The sequence below is a fragment of the Nonomuraea monospora genome (genome assembly GCF_039531895.1).
In the GTDB taxonomy this organism is placed as follows: domain Bacteria; phylum Actinomycetota; class Actinomycetes; order Streptosporangiales; family Streptosporangiaceae; genus Nonomuraea; species Nonomuraea monospora.
Genome location: NZ_BAAAQX010000017.1, coordinates 18,277 through 38,974, shown reverse-complemented (window position 1 = coordinate 38,974; position 20,698 = coordinate 18,277). Strand labels below are relative to the sequence as shown.

Annotated in this window: 18 protein-coding genes and 1 pseudogene; 10 read left to right on the top strand and 9 right to left on the bottom strand. The window is 70.8% G+C overall.

Features of this window, described 5'->3' with window-relative positions; genetic code table 11:
* Positions 1-6 precede the first annotated feature (6 nt).
* Genes ABD331_RS29935 through ABD331_RS29925 form a run of 3 tightly spaced genes read left to right on the top strand, consistent with a single transcriptional unit; the run spans position 7 to position 4,579 of the window.
* Positions 7-3,036 carry an AfsR/SARP family transcriptional regulator gene (locus ABD331_RS29935; RefSeq protein WP_344481655.1) on the top strand — a complete coding sequence of 1,010 codons (3,030 nt, stop codon included), beginning with the start codon at positions 7-9 and terminating at the stop codon, positions 3,034-3,036.
* Positions 3,033-3,632, top strand: a complete 600-nt coding sequence (locus ABD331_RS29930; RefSeq protein WP_344481652.1) for a hypothetical protein — start codon at positions 3,033-3,035, stop codon at positions 3,630-3,632. Before ABD331_RS29935 ends, ABD331_RS29930 begins: the two co-directional genes overlap by 4 nt.
* Positions 3,629-4,579, top strand: a complete 951-nt coding sequence (locus ABD331_RS29925; protein WP_344481650.1) for a hypothetical protein — start codon at positions 3,629-3,631, stop codon at positions 4,577-4,579. Before ABD331_RS29930 ends, ABD331_RS29925 begins: the two co-directional genes overlap by 4 nt.
* On the opposite strand, the gene ABD331_RS29920 is transcribed toward ABD331_RS29925, so the two are convergent.
* Complete coding sequence (locus tag ABD331_RS29920; protein WP_344481647.1) at positions 4,559-4,990, bottom strand: MarR family winged helix-turn-helix transcriptional regulator; 432 nt, start codon at positions 4,988-4,990, stop codon at positions 4,559-4,561. The two genes, ABD331_RS29925 and ABD331_RS29920, sit on opposite strands and share 21 nt — an antisense overlap.
* Positions 4,991-5,082: 92 nt before the next feature.
* Between ABD331_RS29920 and ABD331_RS29915 the strand changes: the two genes are divergently transcribed.
* Entirely contained in the window at positions 5,083-6,240 is a 1,158-nt protein-coding gene (locus tag ABD331_RS29915; RefSeq protein ID WP_344481644.1) for an MFS transporter, read from the top strand.
* Between the two features lie 42 nt (positions 6,241-6,282).
* On the opposite strand, the gene ABD331_RS29910 is transcribed toward ABD331_RS29915, so the two are convergent.
* The 7 genes from ABD331_RS29910 to ABD331_RS29880 form a co-directional block, all read right to left on the bottom strand.
* Positions 6,283-6,525, bottom strand: coding sequence for a hypothetical protein (locus ABD331_RS29910; protein WP_344481641.1), 243 nt, complete (start codon positions 6,523-6,525; stop codon positions 6,283-6,285).
* A 53-nt stretch (positions 6,526-6,578) separates the two neighbouring features.
* Positions 6,579-7,448, bottom strand: coding sequence for a hypothetical protein (locus tag ABD331_RS29905; protein ID WP_344481639.1), 870 nt, complete (start codon positions 7,446-7,448; stop codon positions 6,579-6,581).
* A 32-nt stretch (positions 7,449-7,480) separates the two neighbouring features.
* Positions 7,481-7,993, bottom strand: coding sequence for a methylated-DNA--[protein]-cysteine S-methyltransferase (locus ABD331_RS29900; RefSeq protein WP_344481636.1), 513 nt, complete (start codon positions 7,991-7,993; stop codon positions 7,481-7,483).
* A complete protein-coding gene (locus tag ABD331_RS29895) occupies positions 7,990-9,555 on the bottom strand; it encodes an AlkA N-terminal domain-containing protein (protein ID WP_344481633.1) in 1,566 nt (521 codons plus the stop codon). The genes ABD331_RS29900 and ABD331_RS29895 overlap by 4 nt, the downstream gene beginning before the upstream one ends.
* 74 nt (positions 9,556-9,629) lie before the next feature.
* Complete coding sequence (locus ABD331_RS29890) at positions 9,630-10,571, bottom strand: NYN domain-containing protein (RefSeq protein WP_125632505.1); 942 nt, start codon at positions 10,569-10,571, stop codon at positions 9,630-9,632.
* Between the two features lie 107 nt (positions 10,572-10,678).
* On the bottom strand, positions 10,679-10,879 hold the full coding sequence (locus tag ABD331_RS29885; protein ID WP_148438533.1) for an acyl-CoA carboxylase subunit epsilon: 201 nt from the start codon (positions 10,877-10,879) through the stop codon (positions 10,679-10,681).
* Positions 10,876-12,462 carry an acyl-CoA carboxylase subunit beta gene (locus tag ABD331_RS29880; RefSeq protein ID WP_344481627.1) on the bottom strand — a complete coding sequence of 529 codons (1,587 nt, stop codon included), beginning with the start codon at positions 12,460-12,462 and terminating at the stop codon, positions 10,876-10,878. Before ABD331_RS29880 ends, ABD331_RS29885 begins: the two co-directional genes overlap by 4 nt.
* A 35-nt stretch (positions 12,463-12,497) precedes the next feature.
* On the opposite strand from ABD331_RS29880, the gene ABD331_RS29875 reads away from it, so the two are divergent.
* The 6 genes and pseudogenes from ABD331_RS29875 to ABD331_RS29855 all read left to right on the top strand — a co-directional run bounded on the left by ABD331_RS29875 (position 12,498) and on the right by ABD331_RS29855 (position 19,586).
* Complete coding sequence (locus tag ABD331_RS29875; protein WP_344481625.1) at positions 12,498-13,307, top strand: ABC transporter ATP-binding protein; 810 nt, start codon at positions 12,498-12,500, stop codon at positions 13,305-13,307.
* Entirely contained in the window at positions 13,304-14,863 is a 1,560-nt protein-coding gene (locus ABD331_RS29870) for a hypothetical protein (protein ID WP_344481622.1), read from the top strand. The genes ABD331_RS29875 and ABD331_RS29870 overlap by 4 nt, the downstream gene beginning before the upstream one ends.
* A gap of 68 nt (positions 14,864-14,931) precedes the next feature.
* Entirely contained in the window at positions 14,932-17,553 is a 2,622-nt protein-coding gene (locus ABD331_RS29865) for a phosphoenolpyruvate carboxylase (protein WP_344481619.1), read from the top strand.
* Between the two features lie 98 nt (positions 17,554-17,651).
* Complete coding sequence (locus tag ABD331_RS29860) at positions 17,652-18,926, top strand: AAA family ATPase (RefSeq protein WP_344481616.1); 1,275 nt, start codon at positions 17,652-17,654, stop codon at positions 18,924-18,926.
* A gap of 158 nt (positions 18,927-19,084) precedes the next feature.
* Positions 19,085-19,174 (top strand): annotated as a pseudogene (locus ABD331_RS61030) (HNH endonuclease); the annotation flags it as partial.
* Between the two features lie 61 nt (positions 19,175-19,235).
* Entirely contained in the window at positions 19,236-19,586 is a 351-nt protein-coding gene (locus ABD331_RS29855; protein WP_344481613.1) for a hypothetical protein, read from the top strand.
* Here ABD331_RS29855 and ABD331_RS29850 read toward each other — a convergent pair.
* Positions 19,561-20,640 carry an epoxide hydrolase family protein gene (locus ABD331_RS29850; RefSeq protein ID WP_344481610.1) on the bottom strand — a complete coding sequence of 360 codons (1,080 nt, stop codon included), beginning with the start codon at positions 20,638-20,640 and terminating at the stop codon, positions 19,561-19,563. The genes ABD331_RS29855 and ABD331_RS29850 overlap by 26 nt on opposite strands.
* Positions 20,641-20,698: the final 58 nt, after the last annotated feature.

Here is a 20,698-nt window from a genome sequence, read left to right as displayed (position 1 = left end):
GAGGCGATGCCGACGCGAGAGCCCGCGCGTCCACCCGGACGTCACGTTCCCGTACGCGTGCCGGCCAGGCGCAGCTTCGGCGACGTGCTCGCCGGGATCGGGGCGCTGGCCGTGCTGGTGGCGCTGGTGGGCGGCGTGCCGTACGCGCTGCTCAGCTACGTCGGCCCGCCCGTCAGACCCGAGCTGCTCGACCTCGACGTGTGGACCGGCAAGGTCGGCTACAGCACCATCATGGCCGTGCTGGTGCTGATGGTGTGGGGCGCCTGGTTCCAGCTCTTCGTGTGCGTCATGGTCGAGGTGTACGCCGGGGTCCGCCGGGTCGGCATGCCCGCCCGCGTGCCGCTCTCCGGCGGGATGCAGTTCCTCGCCAACAAGCTCGTCTCGGCCGTGCTGCTGCTGTTCACCGCGGGGGCGATGGTGGTGCCGCTGGTCAAGCTGGCGCCCACGCCCGCCGCCCCGCCGGTGACGGCGGTCGCGTACTCGGCGCCGCTCGTCGAGCAGACGCTGGAGACGCCCAAGACCAAGAAGGTGTACGTGGTGCAGCCGCCGCACGGCCGCCACCACGAGAGCCTGTGGGAGATCGCGGAGAAGTGCCTCGGAGACGGCCGCCGATACCCCGAGATCTACCGGCTCAACCAGGCCAGGGAGCAGCCCGACGGCACCCGCCTGCGGATGGCCGACCTGATCAGGCCCGGCTGGGTGCTCGACATGCCGGACGACGCGCGCAACGTCCACATCGTCCCCGCCGACCAGGCGCGCGAGCAGACGCTGCGCGAACATCCTGGCCGGGCGCACGTGGACCGGCCCGAGCCAGGCGAGCGGGGCGAGGCCAAGCACCGCCAGCCCGAACAGGAGACGGAGCGGCCGGGCAAGCACGCCGACCGGCAGGAAGGCAAGCACGCCCAGCAGGAGGGCAAGCGGGCCGACCAGGAGGACGAGACGCCAACGGACCGGCAGCCCGTCGTCATCTCCGAGCCGCAGGGCGGCGACCTGACCCAGTACCTCGCCGCCGCCTCGCTGGCCGCGGCCGGGCTGCTGATCGTGCTGGCCAGGCGGCGCAGGGAGCAGCTCTGGCGGCGGCTGTTCGGCCGCCGGATCGTCCGGCCACGCGACGACGCCGCCCAGGCCGAGATCGCGCTGCGGCTCGGGAGCGACGCGCCCGGGGCCCGGATTCTGGACGTCGGGCTGCGCATGCTCGGCGCCGAGCTGGCCGCCCAGCGGCGCACCCCGCCTGTCGTGTACGGGGCTCATCTGTCGGCGCGGTCGCTCGACCTGTGGATTCATCCGGCCGACGACGACCCGCCCGCGCCTTGGACGGCGGCGGACGGTGGGCAGATCTGGCGGCTGCCCGCCCACGAGGGCCGCCACCTGCCCGACCCCAGGACCCAGACCGCTGCTTCCGGCGGCCAGGTGTCGTCGGGGTGGGCGTCCTCGTCCGGGATCCAGGCTGGCCGGGCGCGCTCGTCCGGCGACCAGGAAGGCCGGGCGTCCTCGTCCGGGGGGCAGACGCCGTCGGGGCGGGCACCGTACGCGGACAGCAGGCCGCAGCTCGACGCGCGCGGTCGCCCGGTCAGGGCAGCGCAGCCCGACGCTCATGCGCGCGCCGGTGGGGAGCCGCACCCCGACAGCGGCCTCGGCCCTGACGCCGGGCTGCGACCCGGCGGGGCGCCGTATCCCGGGCTGGTCTCCATCGGCACGGACGCCGCGGGCCGCGTCCTGATCGACCTGGAAGCCGCCCAAGGCCTGATCAACGTGCGCGGCGCCCAGACCACCGCCGCCCTGGCCGCCCTGGCCGTCGAGCTGGCCACCAACCTGTGGTCCGACCGCATGCGCATCACCCTCGTCGGCTTCGGCGGCGAGCTGACCGCCATCGCGCCGGGCCGGGTCAGGGCGGTGGGCAGCCTGGCCGAGGTGCTGCCCGAGCTGGAGGCGAGCGCCGCACCCCGCAGGGAGGTGCTGACCGGCCGCATCACCGGCAGCCCGCGCAGCGCCCACTACCTGCTGTCCGCGGTGGCGCCCACCCACGAAGAGGCCCGCCGCCTGGCGCTGCTGGCCCGCAGGGACACAGCCGGGTACGTGGTGGCGGGCGAGGTCCCGCACGCCACGTGGACCCTGCAGATCGGCGACGACGGCAGGGCCAGGATCGCCGAGCTGGGCTTCGAGGTGGACGCCCAGCTCCTGCCGCGCCGCCACTACCAGGCGCTGATCGACCTGTTCCGCACCGCGGGCCGCCTGGAGGGCGAGGCGATCCCGGAGGCCGAGCCGCTGGCGGGGCTGCATCCGCCCGCCGTCGAGATCAGGATCCTCGGCCCCGTCGAGATCGCCGGCCTGCCTCCGCTGGAGGAGGGCCGGATGGAGCTGGCCACGGAGCTGCTGGTGTACCTGGCGACGCACGTGGGCGGTGTGCACCCGGTGGTGCTCGGCGGCGTGTTGTGGCCGCGCGGCGTGCAGGACATGGTCAGGGACGCCACGATCGCCAGAATCGCCGAGTGGCTGGGGCCGGACCACCTGCTCACCGACGAGGCGGGCAGGCTGCGGCTGGGGCCCGACGTCCGTACGGACTGGGTGCTGTTCCGCGAACTGGTCCGCCGCTCGCAGAACGACCCGACGGCCAGGGCCGTCCTGCTGGAGAAGGCGCTCGGCCTGGTCAGGGGCCCGCTGCTGGCCGCGCGCGGCCCCGGCAGGTACGCCTGGCTGGCGGCCGACGACCTGGAGTACGACGTGAGCGCGGCCGTGGCCGACGCCGCGCACCAGCTCTGCGAGCTGCGGCTGGCGCACGGCCAGCCGGACGCCGCGGTGGCCGCCGTCCGGGCGGCGCTGCTGCTGGCCCCCGACGACGAGGGCCTGTGGCGCGACCTGCTGCGGGCCACGCACGCGACGGAGGACACGGTACGCCTGCGCGCCGTCGTCGAGGGCCTGACCAGACGGGCCGCCTCGCACGCGTACGGCGGGGCGATGGCCCCCGAGACCGAGGCGCTGATCGAGGAGCTGCTGCCCACGTGGCGCATTCATGTGGTGAGGGAGTCGTCGGCATGAAACGTGCGGCCATCTTGGCGGGTTTGCTGTTCGTGGCGGGCTGCGGAGCGGCGGAGCGGCCGTACCGTCCCCAGGAGGGCGCCCCGCCGCCGGCGGCCTCCGCGCGGGCCACCACCCCCAAGCAGCAGCCGTCGTCCGGCCCCGCGCTGGTCCGGGTCGCCGACGGGCTGAAGGCCCGCATCGAGTGGCCCGCGGACCCCGACCCGCTGCTGAAGGTCATGGTCGACCAGTACGTCGGCACCCGCAGAGCCGTCGCGGAGAACGAGCGCGTCTACAAGGACGGCATGGAGCTCGACGCCGCCGTGCAGGCGACGAAGTGGGTGCAGTCGTTCGCCGACGAGCAGTGGTCGATGCGCGGCGTCGGACGGCTGTACAACCTGCGCGTCAGCGCACGCGTGGGCAAAGGCGCTCAGATCGACGCCTGTGTGGACGAATCAGGGGTCCGGATGGTCTCCACCCGTACGGGAAAGGCCGTCAGCCCCCAGCCCGAGTGGTTGCGCACCCCCTACGGCCAGAGCGTGGCCGCCCGCCGAGGCGACGACGGGGTGTGGCGCATCAGGACCTACGTTCCCTCCAGAGAGAGATGCACCCGATGAAAGCCTGGCTAGCGGCTCTGCTCGTGGCACCGCTGCTCCTCGACCCCATCCCCGGCCCCGGCGACAACACGACCCAGGAGAAGGAGCAGACCGGCAACACGGTCGGGTGGAGGGGGAAACACACCAGCATCAGGGTCAGCGGCGACGTCCGCGGCAGCGGCGACGGCTACCGCATCCCGCAACCGTGCTGGTACGAGCCTGGCCCCACCCCGGAGGAGATGCTCCGCCAGCGCAGCGAGGGCCGCGACGCGGCGAACAGGGCGCGGATCGACGAGGAGAGCCACCAGGCCTTCATCCAGCAGTTCAAGGACAAGATCGGCAAGGACGGCCGCTGGTGGCTGCCCGGCCTGAACGAGGCCGACCCCAACGGCGTGGCCTGCTGGACGAACCTGGAGCAGTTCATCTTCGTCCCCACCGGGACGACGCCGCCCTCCGGCCTCACCATCGAGCAGCTCGCGCAGATCGCCCGCGCCGCGCTCACCGTGCCGGAGCCCGCCGTCAAGCTGAACCCCGACGCCAAGAGCTACGTCAACCTGCCCACCTGGGTCTGGCTCGAAGGCGTCGGCGAGCAGACCCGCACCGTCACGGCCGAGCTGCCGGGCGTCATGAGCGTGACCCTGGTCGCGACCCTTGAGGACATCCAGATCGACCCGGGGACGACGCGTGAGCGGGCGGAGGTCACCGAGAGCGGTTGCGGGGCGGCGGGGAAGCCGTACACGAAGGGCGCGGAGTTCTCGTGCGGCGTGCGGTACCTGCGCTCGTCGATCGACCAGCCGCGCGAGAAGTACACCTTGACCGTGACCACCCTGTGGCCGGTGGACATCCAGGCCCAGGGCGGTGTGGTGCCGTTCCAGTTCGACCCGGTGGAGCTGGAGACCTCGCGTGACGTGCCCGTCGGCGAGATCCAGAGCAACGTCACCCCGCCGTCAGGACAGAACGGCGGCTAGCGGGGCCAGCTCAGGCTCCTGCGCGGCCTCGGCCAGCACCTCCTTCAACACGGTGTCGTGCGTCGGCTGCGCCTGCTCCAGCAGCTCACGCCCGGCCGGCGTCACCTCGGAGTAGATCCCGCGCCGATCGTCCTCGCACAGGTACCGGTGCAGCAGCCCCCGGTTCTCCAGCCGCGTCACCAGCCGCGTGGTCGCGCTCTGGCTGAGCACCACGGCCCTGGCGAGCTGCTGCATGCGCATGTGCCAGCCGTCCTGCCTGGCGAGCACGTCGAGCACGGTGTACTCGCTCACGCTGAGCCCGTGCGCCTTCTGCAGGGCCTTCTCCAGCCGATCCTCGATCTTGGCGTGCAGCGCCGCGAGGGTGCGCCAGCCCTGGGCGCGCGCCTCGGCGGCGTCATCGGCTATGGGCATGTGGACAGCCTCCTCCGGCATGGTTGTATGGTCAGTTAGTCGGCGTGTGCAAATAATGTCTACGCTCACTAACGTCGTCTGAGGAGAATTCTATGCCTCTCGCCCTGTTCGCCCTCGCGATCAGCGCCTTCGGCATCGGGACCACGGAGTTCATCATCAACGGGCTGCTGCCCGATCTGGCCACGGACTTCGGCGTGACCATCCCCGCCGCCGGCCTGCTGGTCTCCGGCTACGCCCTCGGCGTCGCCGTCGGCGGGCCGCCGCTGACCATGCTCGGCGGGCGCCTGTCACGCAAGACCATGCTGCTGGCCCTGATGGTGCTGTTCATCGCGGGCAACCTGCTGTCCGCACTCGCCCCCTCGTACGGCGTGCTCATGATCGGACGCGTGCTGGCGGCCTTCGCGCACGGCGCCTACTTCGGCGTCGGCTCCGTCGTGGCCGCCGACCTGGTGGCGCCGCAGAAGCGGGCCAGCGCGATCGCCCTGATGTTCACCGGGCTGACCCTGGCCAACGTGCTCGGCGTGCCGCTGGGCACGTGGATCGGGCAGGCGTTCGGCTGGCGCGCCACGTTCTGGGTCGTGGTCGCCATCGGCGTGGCCGGCCTCGCGGGCGTTCTGGCCCTCGTACCGCGCCAGCCCAGGCCCTCGGGCGGCGGCCTGCTGCGCGAACTCGCCGCCTTCCGCTCGGCCGGAGTCTGGCTGGCGCTGGCCATGACCGTCTTCGGCTTCGCCCCCGTCTTCGCCGTCATCACGTTCATCGCGCCGATCATGACCGGCGTCGGCGGCTTCTCGCCGGGGGCGGTACCGGTGGTGATGGCCGTGTTCGGCGTCGGCCTCGTCGCCGGAAACCTCATCGGCGGCAAGCTCGCCGACCGGGCCGTCATGCCCAGCATCTACGGCTCCGTCGGCCTGCTCACCCTGCTGGCCGTCGTGGTGGCGCTCGTCTCGTCCAGCCAGATCGCCTTCATCGTCACGATCACCCTGTTCGGCGTGGCCGCCTTCGCCACCGTCCCGCCCCTGCAGACGCGCGTTCTCGACGCGGCGGCAGGCGCCCCGACCCTGGCCTCGGCCGCCAACATCGGCGCCTTCAACCTGGGCAACGCCATCGGCTCGTTCGCGGCCGGCCTGACCATCGACGCCGGCCTCGGCTACACGGCCCCCGCCTGGACCGCCGCCCTGCTCGGGCTGGTGGGGCTCGGTGTGGCGGGGGTCGCGGGGGTGCAGGCCCGGCGGCGGCTGGTTCCCGCTTGATCGCCGTCAGGGCTGGCGTGGTGCCAGCCCTGACGGGGTGAATCAGTCGAACAGCTCGTCGACGGTGGTGACGGTGGCGGCTCTGCTGATCCATGTCATCAGCGTCGCCTCGTCGGTGCAGGCGAGGATGCGTTCCCGTGCTTCCTGCGGCACGCGTACGTTTCGGCTCTCGAGGAAGCGGAGGATGGCCTCAGCCTTGCCCTCCGCCTTGGCTTCCGCCTTGGCTTCCGCCTTGGCTTCCGCCTTGCCCACTTCGACCCACTCGCGGACGAAGTCGAAGGTCATGAGGTAATCGCGGTTTACGGCCGTCTTGCGTGGCGCCGGCCATGGCGGGGGGATCAATCGAACAACTCGTCGGCGGTGGTGGCTGTGATCGCTCTGCTGATCCATGTCCTCAGCGTCGCCACGTCGGTGCAGGCGAGGATGCGTTCCCGTGCTTCCTGCGGTACGGATACGTCTCGGCGCTCGAAAATCAGGAGGATGGCCTCGGCCTCGCCCTCGGCCTTGCCCACTTCGACCCACTCGCGGACGAAGTCGAAGGTCTTGAGGTAGTCGTGGTCCACGGTCATCTTCAGCTCCTCGTAGATCTTCTTGGCGACGGACCGGGGCACCGAGCTGAGTACCAGCTCAATATAGCTTGGCCGATCCTCCGGGCTCTCGGCTATGGCCTGGACGTACGTTTGCACGATCTTGTCTCGGAGCTCGGACGCGTGGGTGCTGTGCACGATCACAGAGAGGGTGATGAGCTCGGAGTTGGCGGCGGCCTGTGTCGTGTCGATGATCTGCGGCACCTCCTCCGGGCCCACGACGATGGGTACCAGCACCCACCCGGGATGCCCCATGTCGATGGCTTTGGCGCAGTTCCTGGCTGTCGCGGCGTCCTGGCAGAAGACCACGAGCAGTACCGGGCACTTGGTACGTGCCCGCAGCGTGCTCAGGTAGACCGGCCAGGACCAATGTTTCTGCTCGTCGGGTGCCCGCTGGATCTCCAGCACCACCGCGTTCACCGTTTCCCCGCTCCGGGCCATGACGACCACCGAGTCGGCGCGATACTCGGTCGGCCGGCAGTCGGTGAAGTCGGTGTTGCCCAGCGACGTCTGGTCGAAGGCCGGTACGGCGATGCCCATCTCCGTCAACAGAAACGGGACCAGGGACGGGCGGTTGCGGACGAGCTCGATGAGGTACTCATGTTCTAAAGTCACTGCCATGGGCAGAGACGTTACCTAGAGCAGTGGGTACGTTACAGGGAGTTAACGATTCCTCCACTTTCGTAGGCGATCAGCCACTCTTTCACCGGTACGCCGTAGTAGTACCCGCCATATCCCCCCGAGCTGGGCAACACCCGATGACAGGGCACGAACGGCGCGATCAGGTTCTGCGAACAGGCCGACCCCGCCACCCGGGCCGCCGTCTTCGGCAGCCCCGCCCGCTCCGCCAGCTCCGCGTAGGAAACGGTCGTCCCCGCCTTCACCTCCCGCAACGCCGCGTGCAGCCGCTTGCGCGTGGGCGAGCCGGGCTGCGAGACGGGGACGGCGTCCAGCGCGTGCAGGTCGCCGTCGAAGTAGGCGCGGGTGGCCTCGGCGGCCAGGCCGACGTCGGGGACGACCTCCAGCCCCTCGGCCTGCAGCGCGGGTGTGAGCCGGACGAACATCTCCGTCGGGTCGGCGGTGAAGCCGGCCGCGACCAGCACTCCCTCGCGGGTGAGCAGGGCCAGCGGCCCCACCGGCGTCGCAACGAGCTGGGCAGCGATCATGAGGAGCTCCAGAGGTGCAGGGCGGCGTACGCCCGCCACGGGCGCCACCGCTCGATGTGGTCGTGAGGGATGCCGAGGGCGGCCATGCGCTTGTTCAGGACGAGGTCGCCCGTGGGCCACGCGTCCGGGTCACGCAGCGCCCGCAGCGCGATGTAGCTGGCCGTCCACGGGCCGATGCCGCGAACCTCCAGCAGCGCCGCCACCGCTTCGGCCGGGTCCTGCCCGCCGTCCAGGTCGATCTGACCCTCCGTCAGGCGGGCGGCGAGGTCCTTGAGGGTGTCGATCCGGCGGTTGGTCAGGCCCAGACCGGTCAGGTCGGTGTCCAGCAGTTGGGCCGGGGCAGGGAAGAGCCCGCCGGGCGCGGCGGCCTTGGCGACGATGCGGCCGAGCAGCGTGCGGGCGCCCGCCACCGAGATCTGCTGGCCGACGACCGCGCGTACGGCCAGTTCGAACCCGTCGAACGCCCCCGGCACCCGCAACCCTGGCCTGGCCGCGACCAGCGGGGAGAGCGAGGTCTGGCCGAGGACCTCAGTGATGGCGTCGGGGTCGGCGTCCAGGTCCAGGAGACGGCGGCAGCGGGCCACCAGGCGGGCGAGCTGGCGGGTGTCGTCTACGGTCACGTCCAGGGCGATGTGGTCGCGTCTGGGGGTGAGGGTGATCGTGCCGCCTGGCACCGCCCTGGTGTAGGACGTGTGGTCGGCCGCCTCCAGGCCGGGGATGGCGCGGGAGGTCAGGAAGGCGAGCACGCCCTCCGCGTCGTACGGCTCCCGCCGGTGCAGCCGCAGCCGCAACGTCGCACCCCCACCCGCCACCACCCCGTCGGGTCCGGCGGTGATCGCGCCGACCCCGGCCGCCGCCGTCCCGGCCGGCGTGATCGCGCCGACCCCGGCCGCCGCCGTCCCGGCCGGCGTGATCGCGCCGACCCCGGCCGCCGCCGTCCCGGCCGTCGCTTTCCCGGCCGGCGCCTTCCCGTTGGCCACCACCGCTCGCGGCCCCGCCGTGGCGCGCAGTTCGCTGGGCGTGAACCCGTACGTCTCCCGCATGGTCGCGTTGAACTGCCGCACACTCCCGAACCCGGCCGCGAACGCCACCTCGGTCACCGGCAGCCCCGTCTCGGTCAGAAGCTGCTTGGCCAGCAGCAGCCGCTTGGTCCGCGCCACCGCCAGCGGTCCGACGCCCAGTTCGGCCACGAACAGCCGGTGCAGGTGCCGTTCGGTGATGTGCAGCCGCTGGGCGAGCCCGGCGACGCCCTGCTCGTCGGCCGCGCCGTCGTCGATGAGCCGCAGCGCCCGTCCGATGAGGTCGCCGCGCACGTCCCAGCCGGGGTCGCCGGGGGACAGTTCGGGGCGGCAGCGCTTGCAGGGGCGGAACCCGGCGGCCTCCGCCGAGGCCGCGTGCCGGTAGAAGCGCACGTTGCGCGCGGACGGGGTGCGGGCGGGGCAGATCGGCCGGCAGTAGATGCGGGTGGTGGTCACCGCCGTGTAGAAGCGCCCGTCGAACCGGGCGTCTCTGGCGGAGACGGCCCGGTAACAGGAGTCGAAGTCGAGCTCTACTGGTGACATGCCTCCGACAGTATGCGCTCCCCAAGGGGACTGACTGGCGGAAATCAGACACCACCGTCAGCCCGCCGGGGCGGCTACTTGGAGGAGACGCCCACCCCCAGGTCGAACTCCCGGTAGACCCTGGCCCAGAAGCCGTCGCGCAGCCAGACCCGCGCCTCCGGGTAGGGCCGCAACGAGTGCCCGAGCTCCTTCTCGGCCTCGATCAGCAGCTCGGTGTCGATGACGGTGGGCAGGATCGGCCCGGGAAGCAGATCGCGGATGTTGTCGCGCCCGCGCGTCAGTATCCACTTCTGCGCGACATGCTCACCCACGTCCTCCACCCGAGGTCTGCTCGGCCCGAGTTTGGCGACCTGGCCCGGTTTGGCGTGCGGTTTGACGGGGGCGCGCCCGGCGAAGACCTGGGCGGGCGAGGGCGCGGCGGCGGGTGGGGTGACGGGGACGGGCTGGGGAGCGCGGCTGAAAAACGGTCTTAGGAAATCGGCGCTGATCACTTCGACGGTGTCGGACTCCCACACCAGCCGTTCGGCCTGGTTGGTGCCGTACGGCGGTTCGACGCCCCACAGGTGGATGCGCACCCCGTACGCCTGCGCCGCCTCCACCGCCGGGACCATGTCCTCGTCACCGGCCAGCAGGATCGTGTCAGTGACCGCATGATGCCTGGCCAGTGCCTCCAGATCGCTCCGGATCTGTGCGTCCACACCCTTCTGCTGGCCACGGGCGTTCAGGTTGCCGAGTCGCACCTTGACCCACGGAAGCTGAGCGATGACACGCTGGTCGACGGTAGGCACGCGATCACGGGCTGCGTCATACCAATAGATCCGCAGAAGTTCGCCCGAAATGCGTTCCTCTGCATGTTTCTGTAGACTCTGGATGAGCTCATCGGCGGCCACCCGATATTCCTTGCGCTCCTTCGCGCCGAGCAGCACTTCGCCTGCCGCAGCGTACAGATAACCGACATCCACTAGGACGGCGTACTTGGCTGCCACAGGATGCGGCATGAGGTCTGGGATGGCCATGTCGTCCTCCAGGCCGCGGTGTTAGTTGATCGGCCGACTATATACGCCTACTTTCTCTAGATAGTCCCAACTCCCGGGGAACTTGACACCCGATTCCCAGGATCTATCTAGGGTAGTGCGCTCATCCGCCATGCCGACTTCCCTGGCGCCACAGGCTTACGCATAGCTCTAGCCGGGTTTCGCCACGTTTGTCTTCCCGGTGCGGGTGGCGCCTGCCGTTCGGCGCGCCGGGACGCCAGGACGGCCGCCAGCGCGGCGATCTCCTCAGGCGTGGCGTCGCCCCGGACAATGCGCAGGTCAGTCGTCACAGCGGAATGTTCCCATGCTTCTTGGGCGGCAGCGTCATCCGCTTGTTCCTGAGTGCCCGCAGCGCCCTGACAACCTGGGGCCGGGTTTCGGATGGCCGGATCACCGCGTCCACATAGCCGCGCTCCGCCGCGATGTACGGGTTGGCCAACGTGTCCTCGTACTCGGTGACGAGGGCGGCCCGCTCGGCCTCGGGGTCGGCGGCTGCGGCGAGCCTGCGCCGGTGCAGGATGTTGACCGCGCCCTGCGCGCCCATGACGGCGATCTGCGCGGTGGGCCAGGCCAGGTTGACGTCCGCGCCGAGGTGCTTGGAGCCCATGACGTCGTACGCGCCGCCGTACGCCTTGCGGGTGATGACGGTGATGAGCGGGACGGTCGCCTCGGCGTAGGCGTACAGGAGCTTGGCCCCGCGGCGGATGATTCCGTTCCATTCCTGATCGGTGCCGGGAAGGAAACCCGGTACATCAACAAAAGTCAGGATCGGAATATTAAACGCATCACATGTTCGAATAAATCGGGCGGCCTTCTCGGATGCGTTGATATCCAGACATCCCGCGAAATGCATGGGCTGGTTGGCCACCACGCCCACCGGCTGGCCGTCCACCCGGCCGTACCCGACCACCACGTTCGGCGCGAACAGCGCGTGGACCTCCAGGAACTCCCCGTCGTCCAGCACGTGCTCGATCACCCGGTGCATGTCGTACGGCTGGTTCGGCGAGTCGGGGATCACCTCGTCCAGGTCGGGATCCGGGTCGAGATCGGCGGCCGGTTCGTACGCCGGAGCCTCGTCCAGGTTGTTCGACGGCAGGTACGACAGCAGCGCCTTGACGTACTCGAGCGCGTCCTCCTCGTCGGCCGCCTGGTAGTGCGCCACCCCCGACTTGGTGTTGTGCGTGCGGGCCCCGCCGAGCTCCTCGAACGTGACCTCCTCGCCGGTCACCGTCTTGATCACGTCGGGACCCGTGATGAACATCTGCGACGTCTGGTCCACCATCACCACGAAGTCGGTCAGCGCGGGGGAGTAGACGTGGCCGCCGGCCGCCGCGCCCATGATGAGCGAGATCTGCGGGATCACGCCGGAGGCGTGCACGTTGCGCTTGAAGATCTCCGCGTACAGGCCGAGCGCGACCACACCCTCCTGGATGCGCGCGCCGCCACCCTCGTTGATGCCGATGATCGGGCAGCCGGTCTTGATCGCCAGATCGAGCACCTTGACGATCTTCTCGCCGTACACCTCGCCGAGCGAGCCGCCGAACACCGTCACGTCCTGCGAGAACACGCACACCTGGCGGCCGTCGACCGTGCCGTGCCCGGTGATCACGCCGTCGCCGTACGGCCGGCGCTCTTCCATTCCGAACATAGTGGACCTGTGCCTGGCGAACTCGTCGAACTCCACGAACGAGCCCTCGTCCAGCAGCGCCAGCACCCGCTCCCTGGCCGTCATCTTGCCCTTGGCGTGCTGCTTGTCCACCGCCGCCGACGAGCCCGCATGCACGGCCTCGTCGAGTCGCCGCTCCAGGTCGGCGATCTTCCCGGCGGTGGTGTGGATATCCGGCTCCTCCGGCATCGCCTCCGCAGTGCTCATGCGCGCAAGGCTAGTCCTCCTCCTAGAGTGAAGCCATGTCGGACGCGGTTCGCACGCACGCCCTGTTCAAGCGCTACGGGCAGCAGATCGCCGTCGCGGGGGTGGACCTCGTGGTCCCCGCCGGGAGCTTCGCCGGCCTGGTCGGGCCCAACGGAGCAGGCAAGACGACCACCCTGAGCATGATCACCGGGCTGCTGCGTCCCGACGGGGGCTCCGCCGAGGTGGACGGGTTCCACGTCTGGCGCGACCCCGTCGAGGTGAAGGCGCGCATCGGCGTGTTGCCCGAGGGGCTGCGGCTGTTCGAGCGGCTGTCGGGGCGCGAGCTGCTCCTCTACAACGGCAGGCTGCGCGGCCTGCCCAAGGCGGACGTCGAGCAGCGCGCGGCCGAGCTGCTGGCCGTGATGGACCTGGCCGACGCCGCCGACAAGCTCGTCGTCGACTACTCCACCGGCATGCGCAAGAAGATCGGCCTGGCCGCGGCGCTGCTGCACAACCCGTCCGTGCTCTTCCTCGACGAGCCGTTCGAAGGCGTCGACCCCGTCAGCGCGAACACGCTCACCGAGGTGTTACGGCGCTTCACCGCCTCAGGCTCCACCGTCATCTTCTCCAGCCACGTGATGGACCTGGTGGAGCGGCTGTGCGACTGGGTGTCGGTGATGAGCGCGGGGCACATCGTGGCGCAGGGGGCGCTGGCGGACGTACGCGGTGATCGTCCCTCACTCAACCAGGCGTTCCTCGAACTGGTCGGCGGCGCGCCCCAGGGCGGCGAGCAGGGCCTGGGCTGGCTCGGCGGCAGAGCGCGCGAACAAGCGCCAGGCGACGCCCAGCAGCAGGCCTCCCCATGACCACCGTCGCCCTCTTCGCCCAGCTCAAGCTGCGCCTGATGGCGGGAAACCTGCGCGGCGACCTCCAGCGCAAGCTCGGCTTCGTCTTCACCCTCCTGGCCGCCGCCGGCCTGGCCGTGCTGGGCTTCTTCCTGATGAGCCTGCTGCGGCTGGCGCCCCCGGACATCGCGGCCTCGCTGGTCATCATGGCGTTCGCCGCGTTCCTGTTCGGCTGGATGGTCGTACCGCTGATGGCGTTCGGCCTGGACGACACGCTCGACCCGGCCAAGCTGTCGCTGTTCCCGCTGGGCACGCGGCGGCTGGCGATCGGCCTGTTCACCGCCTCCGTCACGGGCGCCTGGCCGGCGGCGATGCTGATCGTGACGTTCGGCGCCCTGGTCGGGCTGGCCTCCAGCGCCGGCGGCTGGCTGCTCGGGGTGCCGGCGGTGCTGGTGCAGTTCGCGCTGTGCGTGGTGGCGTCCCGGCTGATCACCACCGCGCTGTCGAGCGCGCTGCGCACCCGGCGCGGGCGCGACGTGCTCGCGGTGGCCGCGCTGCTCGTGGTGCTGCTCGCGCAACTGCCCAACCTGCTGATGAACGGCGGCTTCGGCGATCCCACCACGATGTTGCACGCGATGGCGGGCGTGCTGCGCTGGTCGCCGCCCGGCATGCTGGCCCACGCCATCGCCGACGGCGGCCTGATCGGGCTGGCCGAGGTGGTGCTGGTGGCGCTGTTCACCGTGGCGCTGGCCTGGCTGTGGATCAAGGCGCTCGCGCGCGCCCTGGTCACGCCGGACGTCTCCACCCAGGCCGCCTCCGTGCGCAGGGAGATCGGCCTCGCCGACCGGTTCCTGCCGGACGGGCCGCTGGCCGCGGTGGTGACCAAGGAGCTGAAGTACATCAGGCGCGACCCCCGCTACCGGGTGGGCTGGTTCAGCGCGATCCTGGTGACGGTCGTGCTGTCGTTCTCCCTGACCAGGACGGCCGGATCGGGCGCAGGGCTGCCGATCACCCTGTCCTGCATGGGCGCCCTGATGATCGCACTGCAGTCGATCAACGCGTTCGGCATCGACGGCCGGTCGCTGTGGATGAACGCCGTCGCCTTCGGGTCGGAGCGCGGCCTGAAGGTCGACCTGGCGGGCCGTCACCTGGCCAACGCCCTGATCGCGGTGCCCGTGATCGCCGTGATCGCGGTCGTGACCGGCCTGCTCACCGGCCAGCCGGGCGCGATCGTGCCCGGCATGCTGACCGGCTGGGGCGCGCTCGGGGTCGGCCTCGGCGTCGGCTCCGTGACGAGCGTGGTGCTGCCGTACACGGCGCCCGAGCGGATGAACGCCTTCAGCGGCGCCGCGCCGGGCCAGGGCGGGCTGGCGTTCGCCTCCGCGATGGGCGCCACGGTCGGCATCGGGCTGCTCGTGCTGCCGTTCGTGGTGCCGCTCCTGTTCGGGCTCCTGTGGGTGTCCGCCCTGGCGCCGCTCTACGGTCTGCTGGCCGAGGTGCTCGGCCGGCGGCTGGCCGCCCGCATCGGCTTCGCCCGCACCCCCGAGCTGCTCGCGGCCGTCTCGAAGCCCACCTGACCAGTGGTCTAGTCCAATAACTGAGACCGGTCTACGTCGTCCCGAATCGAGTCGATACCCTTCGAAACATGATTGACCAGGGGCTCGAGCGTCGCAGTGCCGCCGTAACCGAGATGCCGGACGAGCTACGCCACGATGTGCGTCTGCTGGGCAAACTGCTCGGCCAGGTGCTCGCCGAACAGGGTGGCGAGGACCTGCTGGCCGACGTCGAACGTTTGCGCAAAGCCGTCATCGCGGCACGCAGAGGCGAGATCTCGGCTGACGTGATCACCGAGATGGTCGCCGGATGGGAGATCGAGCGGGCCGTGGCCGTGGCCCGCGCGTTCACCTGTTACTTCCACCTGGCCAACCTGGCCGAGGAGCATTACCGCATCCGCACCCTGCGGGAGCGGGACGCCGAGGGCAGGGTGCAGCGCGAGTCGCTGGCACAGGCCGTGCACGAGCTCGGGCACGAGCGCGTCACCGAACTGCTGGAGGGCCTGGAGCTGCATCCGGTGCTCACCGCGCACCCGACGGAGGCGCGCAGGCGCGCCGTCGTCACCGCGATCCAGCGCATCAGCGGCCAGCTCACCGAGTACAACGCGCCCGGCCGCGGCGCCTCCGAGCGCGCCGAGAGCAAGCGGCGCATGCTGGAGGAGATCGACACCCTGTGGCGGACGGCCCAGCTCCGCTCCACCAAGCTGGACCCGCTCGACGAGGTGCGCACAGCCATGGCCGCCTTCGACGAGACGCTGTTCCGCATGGTGCCGCAGGTCTACCGCTCGCTCGACGCCGCGCTCGACGAGCGCACCGGCACCCGTCCGCCGCTGGCCAGACCCTTCATCCGGTACGGGAGCTGGATCGGCGGCGACCGCGACGGCAACCCCAACGTGACCTCCAAGGTCACCCGCGAGACCATCCAGATCCAGTCCGAGCACGTGCTGACGGCCCTGGAGACCGCCTGCACGCGCATCGCCCGCACGCTCACCGAGTCCGCCCAGTTCGCGCCCTGCTCGCCGGCGCTCAAGACCGCGCTGGCGACGGCCGTGGACGCGCACCCCGACGTGGTGTCCGAGCTGGCCACCCGCTCGCCGCGGGAGCCGCACCGGCAGTGGCTGCTGTTCGCGGGCGCGCGCATCGCCGCCACCCGCCGCCGCGACGCCGACCTGGCCTACCGTTCGCCCGCCGAGCTGCTGGCCGACCTGCGGCTGGCCCAGGAGTCGCTGGCCGCCTCGGCGCCGCGGCAGGCGTACGGGGAGCTGCAGCACCTCATCTGGCAGGTGGAGACGTTCGGCTTCCACCTGGCCGAGCTGGAGGTGCGCCAGCACTCGCAGGTGCACGCCGCCGCTCTGGAGGAGCTGCGGGCCGGCGGCGAGCTGTCGGAGCGCACCGAGGAGGTCCTGGCCACGATCCGGGTGATCGGCTGGATCCAGGAGCGCTTCGGCGTCACCGCCTGCTCCCGCTACGTCGTCTCCTTCACCCGCTCCGCCGAAGACATCGCGGCGGTGTACGAGCTGGCCAGGCACGCGCTCGGCGACCGCGCGCCGGTGCTCGACGTGGTGCCGCTGTTCGAGTCGGGCCAGGACCTGGCCAACTCGCCGCTGGTGCTGTCCGGCATGCTCGACATCCCCGAGGTGCAGCGGCGGCTGGCCGACACCGGCCGGCGGATGGAGATCATGCTCGGCTACTCCGACTCGGCCAAGGAGCTCGGCCCCGCCGCCGCCACGCTCCGCCTCTACGAGGCGCAGGAGGAGCTGACCACCTGGGCCGCCGAGCACGACGTCCAGCTGCGCATGTTCCACGGCCGCGGCGGCGCGCTCGGCCGCGGCGGCGGCCCGGCCAACCGCGCGGTCCTCGCCCAGGCCCCCGGCTCGGTCGCGGGCCGCTTCAAGGTCACCGAGCAGGGCGAGGTCATCTTCGCCCGCTACGGCCACATCGCCATCGCCCGCCGCCACCTGGAGCAGGTGGCCAACGCCGTCCTGCTGGCCTCCTCGCCCACCGTCGGCGCCCGCACCGCGACCGCCGCCGAACGCTTCCGCGGCCTGGCGGAGCAGGTGGCCACGGCCTCCGAGCAGGCCTACCGCGCACTCACGGAAGCCCCCGGCTTCCCCGAGTGGTTCGGCCTGGTCAGCCCCCTGGAGGAGATCGGCACCCTCCGCCTCGGCTCCCGCCCGGCCCGCCGCGGCCTGGGCGCCCCCCGCTCCCTCGACGACCTGCGCGCCATCCCCTGGGTCTTCGCCTGGGCCCAGACCCGCGTCAACCTCCCCGGCTGGTACGGCCTCGGCACCGGCCTGGCCGCCGTCGACTCCCTCGACGAGCTGCGGGCTGCGTACGCGGAATGGCCGCTGTTCAACGTGATGCTGGACAACGCCGAGATGTCGCTGGCCAAGACCGACCGCTCCATCGCCAAGCGCTACCTGGCGCTGGGCGGCAGAGAGGACTTCGCCCAGCAGGTGATGGAGGAGTACGACAGGACGCGGGAGCTGGTGCTGCGGGTCACGGGGCACACGCGGCTGCTGGAGAACCGCAAGGTGCTCTCCCGCGCCGTCCAGCTCCGCGACCCGTACGTGGACGCGCTGTCGCACCTGCAGTTGCGGGCCTTGCGCGCGCTGCGCACAGAGACCCTGTCGGACCAGGAGCGCGACCGGCTCTCCACGCTGCTGCTGCTTTCGGTGAACGGGGTGGCGGCGGGCCTGCAGAACACCGGCTGAGGTTCGGCTTCGAGCGGGAGAGCGGGAGGTGGCCATGCGCCGCCTCCCGCTCTTGGCATGATGGCTTCGAGTGAGACCGGCCCGACTCGGAGGCATCCATGTACGTCAGCAGGATCGAGGTCTCCGGCATCCGTGGATTCTCCGGGAAACGCTCAGTTGATCTGCGGCTGACCCGGCCGGATGGCTCGCACGCCGGATGGACCGTCCTGGCGGGACGCAACGGGTCCGGGAAGACGACGCTGCTGCGTGCGATCGCGATGGCGGTGTGCGGGCCCTCCGTCGCCCAGAATCTCGTCCCAGGCTTCCCCGGCTGGCTGTCCGTTGGCGCGGAGGAAGGGCTCGTGGCAGCGGAGGTGCTCTCCGACCCGGCCTGGGACAGGGAGTCGACGAACGGAGCTCACGTCGCCGAGATGCGTTGGTCCAGCGAGGCCGATGAGGTGGTCGTCGCCGGTCAGGCGATGAAGGAGATGTGGAGGAGCAAGCCCCACGGCTGGTTCGTCGCCGGATACGGGCCCTTCCGCCGGTTGTCCGGAGGCTCGATGGACAGCCGGCGTCTCATGCAGAGCACCGGACGCGTCTCCCACCTGGCGAGTCTGTTCCACGAGGACGCCTCGCTGGCCGAGTGCGTGAGCTGGCTGATCGAGCTCCATCTGCGGCGTTTGGAGGATCGGCCGGGCGCGACGGACCTGCTGCGGTTCGTGCTCGGGCTGCTCAACGACGGGTTGCTGCCCGATGGCTTCCGGATCGAGGACGTCGACAGCGACGGCCTCTGGGTGACCAGAGATGGCCGGTCCATGGCGTTGCGCGAACTGAGCGACGGCTACCGCACGGTCACGGCGCTCGTTCTCGACCTGGTGCGCAGGATCGATCACGTCTACCCCATGACCGGAGCGAGCGGGACCACGGTGGACGCGCCCGGAGTGGTGCTCATCGACGAGATCGACGCGCATCTTCACGTGAGCTGGCAGAAGAAGATCGGCGGCTGGCTGACCGAGCACTTCCCGCGGATCCAGTTCATCGTGACCTCCCACAGCCCGTACGTCTGCCAGAGCGCCGACCCAGGCGGCCTGATCCGGCTGGCGGGGCTGGATGAGGACGCACCACCCAGAGTGGTCGAGGAGGACCTTTACCGGCGGATCGTCAACGGCAGCGGCGACGACGCGTTGCTCACCGACCTCTTCGGCGTGGACTCGCTCTACTCGGACGAGGCGGAGCGAAGCCGGCACCGGCTCGTCGTGCTGGAACGGGCGATCATGGGCAACCGCGCGACCCCCGAAGAGGAGCAGGAGTACCGGATCCTGCGCGAGCAGCTCAAGAGCACCATGACGACTAGGGTGAGCGAGGTCGCCGCGCGCATCGTGGAGTCCTCGTGATCCGCGTCCACCGCCACGCACCGCCCGCAGCGCTGGGGGAGTGCCTGCGCGTCGCCACCGAGAAGCTGCGTGCGGACGCGGCGGGCACGAAGCTGGCCCGGGCCAGGTGGAAGGCGGCCAGGACCATCCAGCAGCAGGTGCGCTCGCAGCTCGCCAGCATGGTGGTGGGCATCAAGTCCTGCATGTACTGCGGCGACCACTTGAGCGCGGACATCGACCACTTCGAACCCCTCGCTGAGGCGCCGCTGCGAGCCTTCGACTGGCTCAACCACTTCCTGGCCTGCTCCCACTGCAACAGCCACGAGAAGCGTGACCGTTTCCCCCTCGACGCGGACGGCGCTGACACGCCGGGGCACGGTCACGATCGATGTCTTCGGCCTCAACCGCCAGGATCTGGTGAACGCCCGGATCGCCGCCTTCGACTGCATGTGCTCCGTCTTACGCGACCGCAGAAGGCTGCTCCAGGCGGGCGACGCCATCAGGGCGGACCGGCTGGCGAAGTCCCTGTTCGACCAGCCCTTCATCGACGTGCTCTACACGATGCTGCGAGTCCGCCACCACCCGCGGGCCGAGCTCGTCCTGGACGGCCCGGAGGTGGTCGAAGCCCTCGCTGATCCGGCACTCGACTTGTGGTCTACAGGCTCTGGAAGAAGGCGATGACGTCCGAGGTGAGCGCCTGCGTGGCGGTGTGGGCCGTGTAGTGGCCGCGGGCCGGGGCCGGGAGGGTCTTCCAGGAGACGATCCTGGCGTGGTCGCGGTCGGCGAAGCGGCGGATCGACTTGAAGTCGCCCTCGCCCATGGCCAGCGCCGTGGGCACGGTCGTCGGCTCCTTGGGGTGCTCGGCGCGGGCGTTCTCCCAGTACAGGCGCAGCGCCGAGGCGGCGGTGCCGGTGAACCAGTAGATGGCCGCGTGGGTCACGACGAAGTCGTCGTCGAGGTCGTCGTCGAGGAGCTGGGCCAGCCAGCCGATCAGCCCGGCGGGGGAGTCGGTGATGGCGTGGGCGAGGGTCTGCGGCTGCTGTGACTGCAGCACGTTGAACGCGCCCTTCTCCTTCCAGAACCAGTCGAGCACCGCCAGCCCCGCCTGCTCCTCCTCGCTCAGCTCGGCGAACTCGGCCGGGTCGCCCGAGGGGAAGGAGAAGAGCTGGGTGACGTGCACGCCGACGACGTGCTCGGGGTCGATCCTGCCGATCTCGGGGGAGACCATCGAGCCGGCGTCGTTGCCGACGGCGCCGTAGCGCTCGTAGCCGAGGCGGGCCATCAGCTCGGCCCAGGCCTTGGCGATGCGCAGGTTGTTCCAGCCGAGCTCGCGGGTCGGGCCGGAGAAGCCGTAGCCGGGCAGGGACGGGATGACCAGGTGGAAGTGGCGCGACAGGGGCTCGATGGCGCGCAGGTACTCGGCGATGGAGCCGGGCCAGCCGTGGGTGAGGATGAGGGCGAGCGCGTCGGGGTTGTCGGAGCGGACGTGCAGGAAGTGAATGTTCTGCCCGTCGATCTCGGTGGTGAACTGCGGGTGGGCGTTGAGGGTGGCCTCGACGGCGCGCCAGTCGAAGCTCTCGCGCCAGTGGGCGACCAGGCGCTTGACCCGCTCGACGCCGACGCCCTGGTCGGCGCCGGGGATCTCGTCGGCGAAGCGGGTCAGGCGGAGGCGGGCCTGGAGGTCGTCGAGGTCGGCCTGGGGGATCTCGACGCGGAAGGGGGAGATGGTGCTCATGGTCTGACCTCCGAGAGGAACGGAATGTTTCGTTCTGTTCCCAGAATAGCAGAACGGA